The sequence below is a fragment of the Enterobacter cloacae complex sp. IR5458 genome, assembly GCF_049238025.1.
GTDB lineage: Bacteria > Pseudomonadota > Gammaproteobacteria > Enterobacterales > Enterobacteriaceae > Enterobacter > Enterobacter kobei.
This window is the reverse complement of record NZ_JBMKIF010000006.1, coordinates 118,979-131,502: the sequence shown is the minus strand read 5'-3', so window position 1 is coordinate 131,502 and position 12,524 is coordinate 118,979. Positions and strand designations below refer to the sequence as shown.

General features: G+C 55.4%; 8 protein-coding genes. 3 read left to right on the top strand and 5 right to left on the bottom strand.

Annotation, left to right across the window (positions count from 1 at the left end; translation table 11 throughout):
• Nucleotides 1-5 precede the first annotated feature (5 nt).
• Nucleotides 6-1,064, top strand: coding sequence for a glycerophosphodiester phosphodiesterase (gene glpQ, locus ACOTYN_RS06980; RefSeq protein ID WP_059372080.1), 1,059 nt, complete (start codon nucleotides 6-8; stop codon nucleotides 1,062-1,064).
• A 103-nt stretch (nucleotides 1,065-1,167) separates the two neighbouring features.
• Here glpQ and yfaE read toward each other — a convergent pair whose 3' ends face one another.
• The 4 genes from yfaE to ubiG form a co-directional block, all read right to left on the bottom strand.
• A complete protein-coding gene (gene yfaE, locus ACOTYN_RS06975; protein ID WP_008500234.1) occupies nucleotides 1,168-1,422 on the bottom strand; it encodes a class I ribonucleotide reductase maintenance protein YfaE in 255 nt (84 codons plus the stop codon).
• Nucleotides 1,422-2,552 (bottom strand): class Ia ribonucleoside-diphosphate reductase subunit beta, encoded by a 1,131-nt coding sequence (gene nrdB / locus ACOTYN_RS06970; RefSeq protein ID WP_059372078.1) that lies wholly within the window; start codon nucleotides 2,550-2,552, stop codon nucleotides 1,422-1,424. The genes yfaE and nrdB overlap by 1 nt, the downstream gene beginning before the upstream one ends.
• 100 nt (nucleotides 2,553-2,652) lie before the next feature.
• Complete coding sequence (gene nrdA / locus ACOTYN_RS06965) at nucleotides 2,653-4,938, bottom strand: class 1a ribonucleoside-diphosphate reductase subunit alpha (RefSeq protein ID WP_014884610.1); 2,286 nt, start codon at nucleotides 4,936-4,938, stop codon at nucleotides 2,653-2,655.
• A gap of 347 nt (nucleotides 4,939-5,285) precedes the next feature.
• Nucleotides 5,286-6,014, bottom strand: coding sequence for a bifunctional 2-polyprenyl-6-hydroxyphenol methylase/3-demethylubiquinol 3-O-methyltransferase UbiG (ubiG, locus tag ACOTYN_RS06960; protein WP_023330949.1), 729 nt, complete (start codon nucleotides 6,012-6,014; stop codon nucleotides 5,286-5,288).
• A 146-nt stretch (nucleotides 6,015-6,160) separates the two neighbouring features.
• Between ubiG and gyrA the strand changes: the two genes are divergently transcribed.
• Both gyrA and rcsC read left to right on the top strand, forming a co-directional pair.
• A complete protein-coding gene (gene gyrA / locus ACOTYN_RS06955) occupies nucleotides 6,161-8,797 on the top strand; it encodes a DNA topoisomerase (ATP-hydrolyzing) subunit A (protein ID WP_014884608.1) in 2,637 nt (878 codons plus the stop codon).
• Nucleotides 8,798-8,931: 134 nt separating this feature from the next.
• Nucleotides 8,932-11,778 (top strand): two-component system sensor histidine kinase RcsC, encoded by a 2,847-nt coding sequence (gene rcsC / locus ACOTYN_RS06950; protein WP_332957051.1) that lies wholly within the window; start codon nucleotides 8,932-8,934, stop codon nucleotides 11,776-11,778.
• A 79-nt stretch (nucleotides 11,779-11,857) separates the two neighbouring features.
• On the opposite strand, the gene rcsB is transcribed toward rcsC, so the two are convergent.
• Nucleotides 11,858-12,508, bottom strand: coding sequence for a response regulator transcription factor RcsB (gene rcsB / locus ACOTYN_RS06945; RefSeq protein WP_003859405.1), 651 nt, complete (start codon nucleotides 12,506-12,508; stop codon nucleotides 11,858-11,860).
• Between the last annotated feature and the right edge of the window lie 16 nt (nucleotides 12,509-12,524).

Here is a 12,524-nt window from a genome sequence, read left to right as displayed (position 1 = left end):
TGACCATGAAATTATCTCATTTAACCACCGGTCTGCTGCTGGCGGGCCTGATGACAGGCTCCGCGCTGGCGGCGGATAAAATCGTGATTGCCCACCGCGGCGCGAGCGGCTATCTGCCGGAGCATACGTTGCCGGCGAAAGCAATGGCCTATGCGCAGGGCGCGGATTATCTGGAGCAGGATCTGGTGATGACGAAGGACGACCAGCTGGTCGTCCTGCATGATCACTATCTTGACCGCGTAACGGACGTGGCGGAGCGTTTCCCGGACCGCGCGCGTAAAGATGGCCGTTTCTACGCCATTGATTTCACCCTGGCGGAGATCCGCTCCCTGAAGTTTACCGAAGGGTTCGAGATTGAAAACGGCAAGAAGTTACAGGTCTATCCGGGACGTTTCCCGATGGGCAAATCTGACTTCCGTATTCACACCTTCCAGGAGGAGATAGAGTTTGTTCAGGGGCTGAACCACTCGACCGGTAAAAATATCGGTATCTACCCGGAAATCAAAGCGCCGTGGTTCCATCATCAGGAAGGGAAGGATATTGCCGCGAAAACCCTGGAGGTCCTGAAGCAGTACGGCTACACCAGCAAGAAGGACAAAGTTTACCTGCAGTGTTTTGACGCCGCCGAGCTGAAGCGCATTAAAACCGAGCTGGAGCCGAAGATGGGGATGGATCTCAATCTGGTGCAGCTGATTGCCTACACCGACTGGAATGAAACCCAGGAGAAACAGCCAGACGGGAAGTGGGTGAACTACAACTACGACTGGATGTTTAAGCCGGGCGCGATGAAGCAGATTGCGCAGTACGCTGACGGCATCGGACCGGATTACCACATGTTGGTGGCAGAAGGCTCCACGCCGGGTCACGTGAAGCTGACGGCGATGGTGAAAGAGGCGCATGCCAGCAAGATGCAGGTCCATCCGTATACCGTGCGTGCAGACCAGCTGCCGCCGTATGCCACGGACGTGAATCAGCTTTATGAGGTGTTGTATAACCAGGCGGGCGTGGACGGGTTGTTTACGGATTTCCCGGATAAAGCGGTCGAATTCATTCACCGGAAGTAGGTTTGGCAGGTCGGGTAAGGCGAAGCCGCCACCCGACAATCAGGCTCTGCGGCCTGATGCCCTCACCCTAACCCTCTCCCACAGGGAGAGGGAACCAGGGCAATCACATCTCGATCTCAATATCGCCTTTTGCCCGGCAGCAGCAGGGTAAAATTTCCCCTTCGTTGATAAAGGCCAGCGGTTCGGTCAGCCAGTCCACCTGGCCGGCGACCAGACGGCAGCGGCAGGAGCCGCAATAGCCGGAACGACACTGGTACTCTACTTCTACCTGATGCGCCTCAAGCGCCACCAGCAGAGAAGGGTGCTCCTCCCGACACAGCACCTCAGTGCCGGAAAGACTTAACGTGACGCGTGACATCAGAGCTGGAAGTCGCTCAGGTCGTCAGTGTTGACTTCAGAATCAATCTGACCGACCAGGTAAGAACTCACCTCCACTTCCTGAGGCGCAACCTGCACGTTATCGGACACCAGCCAGGTGTTGATCCACGGGATTGGGTTAGAACGCGTCTGGAACGGCAGGTCGAGACCGACAGCCTGCATACGGATGTTGGTGATGTACTCAACGTACTGGCAGAGAATGTCTTTGTTCAGGCCAATCATGGAACCGTCGCGGAACAGGTAGTCTGCCCACTCTTTCTCCTGCTGAGCCGCCAGCACGAACAGATCATAGCACTCCTGCTTGCACTCTTCGGCGATTTCCGCCATCTCCGGGTCATCCGTACCGCTGCGCAGCAGGTTCAGCATGTGCTGGGTGCCGGTCAGGTGCAGGGCTTCGTCACGGGCGATCAGACGGATGATTTTGGCGTTGCCTTCCATTAGCTTGCGCTCGGCAAAGGCGAAGGAGCAGGCGAAGCTCACGTAGAAGCGGATCGCTTCCAGCGCGTTGACGCTCATCAGGCACAGGTACAGCTGTTTTTTCAGCGCGCGCAGGTTCACGGTAACGGTTTTACCGTTCACGTTATGCGTACCCTCGCCCAGCAGGTGCCAGTAGCTGGTCATCTTGATCAGTTCGTCGTAATAGTGCGCAATGCCTTCCGCACGCTTCTGGATCTGCTCGTTGGTGACGATATCGTCAAACACCACCGCCGGATCGTTCACGATGTTGCGGATGATGTGTGTATAAGAGCGGGAGTGAATCGTCTCGGAGAACGCCCAGGTTTCCACCCAGGTTTCCAGCTCGGGAATGGAAATCAGCGGCAGCAGTGCCACGTTCGGGCTACGGCCCTGAATGGAATCCAGCAGCGTCTGGTACTTCAGGTTGCTGATGAAGATATGCTTTTCGTGATCCGGCAGCGACTGGTAATCAATGCGATCGCGGGAGACGTCTACTTCTTCCGGACGCCAGAAGAAGGAGAGTTGCTTTTCAATCAGCTTTTCGAAGATGTCATATTTTTGCTGATCGTAGCGTGCCACGTTGACCGGCTGGCCAAAGAACATCGGCTCTTTGAGCTGGTCGTTTTTCGTCTGTGAAAATGTGGTGTATGCCATTGCGGTGAGTCCTGTTGAGATTTTATTGCCCGGCAACACTGCGTTTGCCGGGCCTACAAAACCGTAGGCCGGGTAAGCGTAGCGCCACCCGGCGAAGTGCTTAGATCTTACATGCGCCGCTTTCGCAGCCATCGTCCTGAATTGACGGTACCATGTCGTCCTGCGCGTCTTCTGCACCGTCACGGGTGTTGTGATAGTACAGCGTTTTCACGCCAAATTTGTAGGCGGTCAGCAGGTCTTTCAACAGCTGCTGCATCGGTACCTTGCCAGACGGGAAACGCGTCGGGTCATAGTTGGTATTGGCAGAGATCGACTGGTCGATAAACTTCTGCATGATACCCACCAGCTGCAGGTAGCCGTCGTTGTTTGGCATTTCCCACAGCAGCTCGTAGTTGTTCCCGAGTGTTTCGTAGTCCGGTACCACCTGACGCAGCACGCCGTCTTTCGACGCTTTAATGCTGACGTGGCCGCGCGGCGGCTCAATACCGTTAGTGGCGTTGGAGATCTGCGAAGAGGTCTCAGACGGCATCAGGGCAGAGAGCGTGGAGTTGCGCAGACCGTGAGTCTTGATGGACTCGCGCAGGCCTTCCCAGTCAAGGTGTAGCGGCTCGCTGACGATCGCATCCAGGTCTTTCTTGTAGGTGTCGATCGGCAGAATGCCTTTTGCATAGGTGGTTTCGTTGAACCACGGGCATGCGCCTTGCTCTTTCGCCAGCTCGTTAGACGCTTTCATCAGGTAATACTGAATGGCTTCGAACGTCTGGTGCGTCAGGTTATTGGCGCTGCCGTCGGAGTAACGCTTACCGTTTTTCGCCAGCCAGTAGGCGAAGTTAATCACGCCGATACCCAGGGTACGACGACCCATCGCGCCACGTTTAGCGGCCGGAATTGGGTAATCCTGGTAGTCCAGCAGGGCGTCGAGCGCGCGAACCGCCAGCACGGCCAGCTCTTCCAGCTCGTCCAGGCTTTTAATTGCACCCAGGTTGAACGCAGACAGCGTACACAGCGCAATTTCGCCATTTTCGTCGTTCACGTCTTCCAGCGGCTTGGTCGGCAGGGCGATCTCAAGGCACAGGTTAGACTGGCGTACTGGCGCAACCACCGGATCAAACGGGCTATGGGTGTTGCAGTGGTCAACGTTCTGGATGTAGATACGGCCGGTAGAGGCACGCTCCTGCATCATCAGGGAGAACAGATCGACCGCCTTCACGCGCTGCTTGCGGATGCTGTCGTCTTTTTCATATTTGGTGTACAGACGCTCGAACTCGTCCTGATCGGCGAAGAACGCGTCGTACAGGCCCGGGACGTCGGACGGGCTGAACAGGGTAATGTCTTCCCCTTTCAGCAGACGGGTGTACATCAGTTTGTTGATCTGTACGCCGTAGTCCATGTGACGCACGCGGTTGCCTTCCACGCCACGGTTGTTTTTCAGCACCAGCAGGCTTTCCACTTCCAGGTGCCACATTGGGTAGAACAGGGTCGCAGCACCGCCGCGCACGCCGCCCTGAGAGCAGGATTTCACTGCCGTCTGGAAGTGTTTGTAGAACGGGATACAGCCGGTGTGGAACGCTTCACCGCCGCGAATCGGGCTGCCCAGTGCACGGATGCGACCGGCGTTGATGCCGATACCGGCGCGCTGGGAGACATATTTCACAATGGCGCTGGAGGTCGCATTGATGGAATCCAGGCTGTCGCCACACTCGATCAGTACGCAGGAGCTGAACTGACGGGTAGGGGTACGCACGCCAGACATGATTGGCGTTGGCAGAGAAATCTTGAACGTCGATACCGCATCGTAGAAACGCTTCACGTAATCCAGACGGGTGTCACGCGGGTAGTTTGAGAACAGGCAGGCGGCCACCAGAATATAGAGGAACTGGGCGCTTTCGTAGATCTCACCGGTAACGCGGTTCTGAACCAGGTATTTGCCTTCGAGCTGCTTCACCGCCGCATAGGAGAAATTCATATCGCGCCAGTGATCGATAAACCCGTTCATCTGCTCGAACTCTTCTTCCGTATAGTCTTCCAGCAGATGCGTGTCGTATTTGCCCAGCTCAACCATTTTCACCACGTGATCGTAAAGCGCAGGCGGCTCAAACTGGCCGTAGGCTTTTTTACGCAGGTGGAAAATCGCCAGACGTGCAGCAAGGTACTGATAATCCGGTGCGTCGCGGGAGATCAGATCTGCCGCTGCTTTGATAATCGTTTCGTGGATATCAGACGTTTTGATGCCGTCGTAGAACTGAATGTGGGAACGCAGTTCAACCTGGGAGATAGATACGTTGTTCAGTCCTTCTGCTGCCCAGTCGAGAACTCGATGGATTTTGTCCAGATTGATACGCTCGGTCGTCCCGTCGCGCTTTGTCACCAGCAGACTCTGATTCATGTGGGTTTTACCTGTCCGTGAAATAAAAAATATCCCCCGTTTATCCACAGAACCGTCTTGTGACTAACTCTGTGGATAAATACTACATATAGGGGGTTTGCGATAAGAAAAACGCTATATGGTGAGTATTCTAGTATCGAATCTTTTCAGCACAAGGGTTGATTTTGACGTTAAATTGAGGTTGTGAAAGGGTAAAAAAGGCTAAGTCCTCGTACCGTAAGGCCTGGACGACATGTCAATAATTAAGAAAAAAAATTCAAAATTTGATCGAGTGCTGATTTCTTCAACGGGAGGGCAGAATTGCGCAACATGATGTCGCGCAATCTTTATAAGAAGAACGAATGACGTTAGTCGTTTTTGGCGGTTGTATGCAACATATAGTTAACATCTACGCCCGGGGCGAGTTTGAATTTATCGGTCAATGGATTGTAGTGCAGGCCGGTAATGTGCTGCTCTTTAAGCCACGTCTCGTCAACCCAGCTTAACAGCTCCGCTGGCTTAATGAATTTCTTCACGTCGTGCGTGCCTTTTGGCACCATGCGCAGCACATATTCCGCGCCGACGACGGCCATCAGCCAGGCTTTACCGTTACGGTTGATGGTTGAGAAGAAGACCTGACCGCCCGGTTTCACCAGTTTTGCGCAGGCGTTCACCACGGATTGCGGATCGGGAACGTGTTCCAGCATCTCCATGCAGGTCACCACATCATACTGGTGGGCATGTTTTGCCGCGTGTTCTTCCACGGTTTCCTGCACGTATTCAACCTGGATCCCTGACTCCAGCGCATGGAGACGGGCCACCTGCAAGGGTTCAAAGCCCATATCCAGACCGGTGACCGTCGCGCCTTCGCGCGCCATGCTCTCCGCCAGGATGCCGCCGCCGCAGCCGACATCAAGCACCTTCTTACCGAACAGGCCGCCGGAACGCTCCGCGATATAGCCCAGACGCAGCGGGTTAATGCGATGCAGCGGTTTGAACTCACCTTCGAGATCCCACCAGCGGGACGCCACCGCTTCAAATTTGGCAATCTCTTCGTGGTCAACGTTGTGAGCCACCGGGGATTTTTCGGCATTCATGGGCGCTTTTACTCCTTATTTAGCAAGACAAAGGAGTATATCAGGCAATCCCCATGAATAAAGCGTATAGGTTTACCTCAATCACTGCGGCTGTGTTATAATTTGCGACCTTTGAATCCGGGATACAGTAGAGGGATAGCGGTTAGATGAGCGACCTTGCGAGAGAAATTACACCGGTTAACATCGAGGAAGAGCTGAAGAGCTCCTATCTGGACTATGCGATGTCGGTCATTGTTGGCCGTGCGCTGCCGGACGTCCGCGATGGCCTGAAGCCGGTACACCGTCGCGTACTATACGCCATGAACGTATTGGGCAATGACTGGAATAAAGCCTACAAAAAATCTGCCCGTGTCGTTGGTGACGTAATCGGTAAATACCATCCCCATGGTGATTCCGCGGTGTACGACACTATCGTCCGTATGGCGCAGCCATTCTCGCTGCGTTACATGCTGGTAGATGGTCAGGGTAACTTTGGTTCTATCGACGGCGACTCCGCCGCGGCAATGCGTTATACGGAAATCCGTCTGGCGAAGATTGCCCATGAGCTGATGGCCGACCTGGAAAAAGAGACGGTTGATTTCGTTGATAACTACGACGGCACGGAAAAAATCCCTGACGTCATGCCGACGAAAATCCCTAACCTGCTGGTGAACGGCTCGTCCGGTATCGCCGTGGGTATGGCAACTAACATTCCGCCGCACAACATCACGGAAGTGATCAACGGCTGCCTGGCCTATATCGAAGATGAAGACATCAGCATTGAAGGGCTGATGGAGCACATCCCGGGCCCGGACTTCCCGACGGCGGCGATCATCAACGGTCGTCGCGGTATTGAAGAAGCGTACCGCACCGGTCGCGGCAAGATTTACATCCGTGCCCGCGCCGAAGTGGAAGCGGACGCTAAAACCGGCCGTGAAACCATTATTGTTCACGAGATCCCGTATCAGGTGAACAAAGCCCGTCTGATTGAAAAAATCGCCGAGCTGGTAAAAGAAAAACGTGTTGAAGGCATCAGCGCGCTGCGTGACGAGTCTGACAAAGACGGTATGCGCATCGTGATTGAGATCAAACGCGACGCGGTGGGTGAGGTTGTACTGAACAATCTGTACTCCCAGACTCAGCTTCAGGTCTCCTTCGGTATCAACATGGTGGCACTGCACCATGGTCAGCCGAAGATCATGAACCTGAAAGAGATCCTGAGCGCGTTCGTGCGTCACCGCCGCGAAGTGGTGACCCGCCGTACCATCTTTGAACTGCGCAAAGCGCGCGACCGTGCGCACATCCTTGAAGCGCTGGCGGTTGCGCTGGCCAACATCGACCCGATCATTGAACTGATCCGTCGCGCGCCAACCCCGGCAGAAGCAAAAGCCGGACTGGTATCCCGTCCGTGGGATCTGGGTAACGTGGCGGCGATGCTGGAGCGTGCGGGTGATGACGCGGCGCGTCCTGAGTGGCTGGAACCTGAGTTCGGCGTACGTGACGGTCAGTACTACCTGACTGAACAGCAGGCCCAGGCGATTCTGGATCTGCGTCTGCAGAAACTGACCGGCCTTGAGCATGAAAAACTGCTCGACGAATACAAAGAGCTGCTGGAGCAAATTGCCGAGCTGCTGCACATTCTGGGCAGCGCAGAGCGCCTGATGGAAGTGATCCGCGAAGAGCTGGAGCTGGTCCGCGACCAGTTTGGCGACGAGCGCCGCACCGAAATCACCGCGAACAGCTCTGATATCAACATTGAAGATCTGATCAACCGCGAAGATGTGGTGGTCACCCTGTCTCACCAGGGCTATGTGAAGTATCAGCCGTTGACCGACTACGAAGCACAGCGTCGTGGCGGCAAGGGCAAGTCTGCGGCACGTATTAAAGAAGAAGACTTTATTGACCGTCTGCTGGTGGCCAACACCCACGACACGATCCTCTGCTTCTCCAGCCGTGGCCGTCTGTACTGGATGAAAGTCTATCAGCTGCCTGAAGCGAGCCGTGGCGCGCGTGGTCGTCCAATCGTCAACCTGCTGCCGCTGGAAGCGAACGAACGTATCACCGCCATTCTGCCGGTACGCGAGTACGAAGAGGGCGTGAACGTCTTTATGGCGACCGCCAGCGGTACCGTGAAGAAAACCGCGCTGACCGAGTTCAGCCGTCCACGTTCCGCCGGGATCATCGCGGTGAACCTGAACGAAGGCGACGAGCTGATCGGTGTGGATCTGACCTCCGGTTCTGATGAAGTCATGCTGTTCTCTGCGGCTGGTAAAGTGGTGCGCTTCAAAGAGAACGCCGTGCGCGCAATGGGTCGTACAGCGACCGGTGTACGCGGTATCAAACTGGCGGGTGAAGATTCCGTTGTTTCCCTGATCGTTCCTCGCGGCGAAGGTGCAATCCTGACCGTCACCCAGAACGGTTACGGTAAACGTACCGCGGAAAGCGAATACCCGACCAAATCACGTGGCACGCAGGGCGTTATCTCTATTAAGGTTACCGAGCGCAACGGTTCCGTTGTGGGTGCGGTACAGGTCGATGATGCCGACCAGATCATGATGATCACTGATGCCGGTACGCTGGTGCGTACACGCGTATCTGAGATCAGCGTGGTGGGTCGTAACACCCAGGGCGTTATCCTCATCCGTACTGCGGAAGATGAAAACGTGGTGGGTCTGCAGCGCGTGGCTGAGCCGGTGGATGACGAAGAGCTCGATTCCATCGACGGTAGCGTTGCGGAAGGTGACGATGAAATCGCGCCGGAAGCGGACACCGACGATGATGCAGCGGATGACGCTGACGAGTAATGTCTCCTGACGCAAAAAGGGCCGGATTCCGGCCCTTTTCTTTTACGTAAGCAGACAAGTGAACGTTGCGGCAAGCCGCGTTTACCGCTACCTTAACCACATTCTTTTGACCCCGACGGCGGAGCCTCGCCCCTTTGAAATACCTCGTCTCCTTTCGTACCACGCTGAAAGTTTCTCGCTATCTGTTCCGGGCGCTGGCGCTCCTGCTTTGGTTGCTGGTGGTCCTGCTGTCGGTGTTCTACATCGTCAACGCGCTGCACAAGAAAGAAGCGGAGATCCGCCAGGAGTTTAATTTAAGCTCCGATCAGGCCCAGCGTTACATTCAGCGAACATCTGATGTAATGAAGGAGCTGAAGTATATTGCCGAAAACCGACTGACGGCGGAAAACGGCATCCTGGCGCTTCGCGGGCGTAATGACAAAACCGAAGTGCCGGAATTCCAGCCGCTGTTCCCGGACTCCGACTGCTCCACCATGAGCAACACCTGGCGCGGGTCGCTGGAATCCCTCGCCTGGTTTATGCGCTACTGGCGCGACAATTTTTCCGCCGCCTACGATCTCAATCGCGTCTTCCTGATTGGCAGCGAAAATCTCTGCATGGCTGACTTCGGCCTGCGCGATGTGCCCGTCGAGCGTGATGATGCGCTGAAAAGCCTGCATGAGCGTATTGTGAAATATCGCAATGCGCCGCAGGACGAGCGCGTGAATAACATCTTCTGGATTAGCCAGGGACCGCGCATGGGCGTGGGCTATTTCTACGCGCTGACGCCGGTTTACCTCGGTAACCGCCTGCAGGCGCTGCTGGGCATTGAGCAGACCATCCGCATGGAAAACTTCTTCACCCCAGGCAGCCTGCCGATGGGTGTGACCATTCTGGATGAAAACGGACATCAGCTGATCTCGCTTGCCGGGCCGGATAACCGTTTGAACGTCGATCCGCACTGGATGCAGGAACGCTCGTGGTTTGGTTACACCTCCGGCTTTCGTGAGCTGGTGCTGAAAAAAAGCCTGCCACCGTCGTCGCTGAGTATCGTCTACTCGCTGCCGGTCGATATGGTGCTGGAGCGGATACGCATTCTGATTATGAATGCAATTCTGCTCAACCTGCTGGTGGGAGGGGCGCTGTTTACGCTGGCGCGCATGTATGAGCGAAGAATCTTTATTCCCGCCGAAAGCGACGCCCAGCGTCTGGAAGAGCACGAGCAGTTTAACCGTAAGATAGTCGCCTCCGCACCGGTGGGGATCTGTATTCTGCGTACTCAGGACGGGACCAACATCCTGAGTAACGAGCTGGCGCACAACTATCTGAACATGCTGACGCATGAGGATCGTCAAAGGCTGACGCAAATCATCTGCGGTCAGCAGGTAAACTTTGTCGACGTGCTCACCAGCACCCATACCAACCTGCAGATCAGCTTTGTTCACTCCCGCTATCGTAATGAAAACGTGGCGATTTGCGTGCTGGTGGATGTCTCCGCACGCGTGAAGATGGAGGAGTCGTTGCAGGAGATGGCGCAGGCGGCGGAGCAGGCCAGCCAGTCGAAATCTATGTTCCTTGCCACCGTCAGCCACGAGTTGCGTACGCCACTGTACGGGATTATCGGTAACCTCGACCTGTTGCAGACGAAAGAGCTGCCGAAAGGGGTCGACAGGCTGGTGACGGCGATGAACAACTCCTCCAGCCTGCTGCTGAAAATCATCAGCGATATTCTCGATTTCTCTAAAATTGAGTCTGAGCAGTTGAAAATCGAACCGCGGGAGTTTTCGCCGCGTGAAGTGATGAACCACATCAGCGCCAACTATCTGCCGCTGGTGGTGCGTAAACAGCTGGGTCTCTACTGCTTTATTGAACCGGATGTGCCGCTGACGCTGCACGGCGATCCGATGCGCCTGCAGCAGGTCATCTCTAACCTACTTAGCAACGCCATCAAATTCACCGATATTGGCTGTATCGTGTTACACGTCTGCCGGGCGGGGGATTACCTGAGCATTCGCGTCCGTGACACGGGTGTAGGCATCCCGGCGAAAGAAGTGGTTCGCCTGTTCGACCCGTTTTTCCAGGTCGGCACCGGCGTGCAGCGTAACTTCCAGGGTACCGGTCTGGGGCTGGCGATTTGTGAGAAGCTCGTCAGCATGATGGACGGTGATATCTCGGTGGATACCGAGCCCGGCATGGGTAGCCAGTTCACCATCCGTATTCCGCTCTATTCGGCGCAGTATCCGGCAAAAGCGACGGTTGACGGGCTGAGCGATAAGCGCTGCTGGCTGGCGGTGAATAACGCTTCGCTGAATGATTACCTGACGGCGCTGCTTACCCATAGCGGCGTGAGGGTGTGCCGCTATGAAGACCAGACGCCGGACGCGGATGACGTGCTGATCGCCGACGAGATGCCGGAACAGGCGTGGCAGGGGAGAGGAACGGTACTCTTCTGTCGTCGCCACATTGGCATACCGGTTGAACGTGCGCCGGGAGAGTGGGTACACAGTGTCGCCACGCCGCATGAGCTGTTGAGCCTGCTGGCACGCATCTACAAAGTGCAGCTGGAAGAGAACGACGGAGCCGGTGAATTGCCGTCACCGGAAGGTCTGGCGTCAGTGAATGACGATATGATGATTCTGGTCGTGGATGACCATCCGATTAACCGCCGACTGCTGGCAGACCAGCTCGGGTCGCTTGGCTACCAGTGCAAAACGGCCAATGACGGCGTGGATGCGCTGAATGTGCTGAGTAAAAATCATATTGATATCGTTCTCAGTGACGTCAACATGCCTAACATGGACGGCTACCGTCTGACGCAACGTATCCGCCAGCTTGGCCTGACGTTGCCGGTGGTGGGCGTCACGGCGAACGCGCTGGCGGAAGAGAAACAGCGATGCCTGGAGTCAGGCATGGACAGCTGTCTGTCGAAACCGGTCACGCTGGACGTGCTGAAGCAGACCTTGTCGGTCTATGCGGAACGCGTCAGGAAAACGAGGATCTAAAAAAGGCCCTTTCGGGCCTTTTTTATTTGCCCGGCGGCGCTTCGCTTGCGCGAACACCACCCGGCATTTACTGCGGTGATCAATCCTTGTCCGTTGCGCTCAGCGTCACGGAGGAGAGATAGTTCAGCAGGGCAATATCGTTGTCCACACCCAGCTTCATCATTGCGGATTTCTTCTGGCTGCTGATGGTTTTAATACTGCGGTTCAGCTTCTTGGCAATCTCGGTCACCAGGAAACCTTCAGCGAACAGGCGCAGAACTTCGCTCTCTTTCGGTGACAGACGTTTGTCACCGTAGCCACCCGCGCTGATTTTTTCCAGCAGACGAGAGACGCTCTCAGGCGTGAACTTCTTGCCTTTCTGCAGCGCAGCGAGCGCTTTTGGCAGATCGGTCGGTGCGCCTTGTTTCAGCACAATCCCTTCGATGTCCAGATCCAGCACGGCGCTCAGGATCGCCGGGTTGTTGTTCATGGTCAGAACAATGATCGAGATGTCCGGGAAGTGACGTTTGATATATTTGATGAGCGTAATCCCATCACCGTACTTATCTCCAGGCATGGAGAGATCGGTAATGAGCACGTGCGCATCAAGCTTTGGGAGGTTATTGATCAGTGCTGTAGAGTCTTCAAATTCACCGACTACATTCACCCACTCGATCTGTTCAAGCGATTTGCGAATACCGAACAGTACAATCGGATGGTCATCGGCAATAATTACGTTCATATTGTTCATGTATAAGGCTACCTTG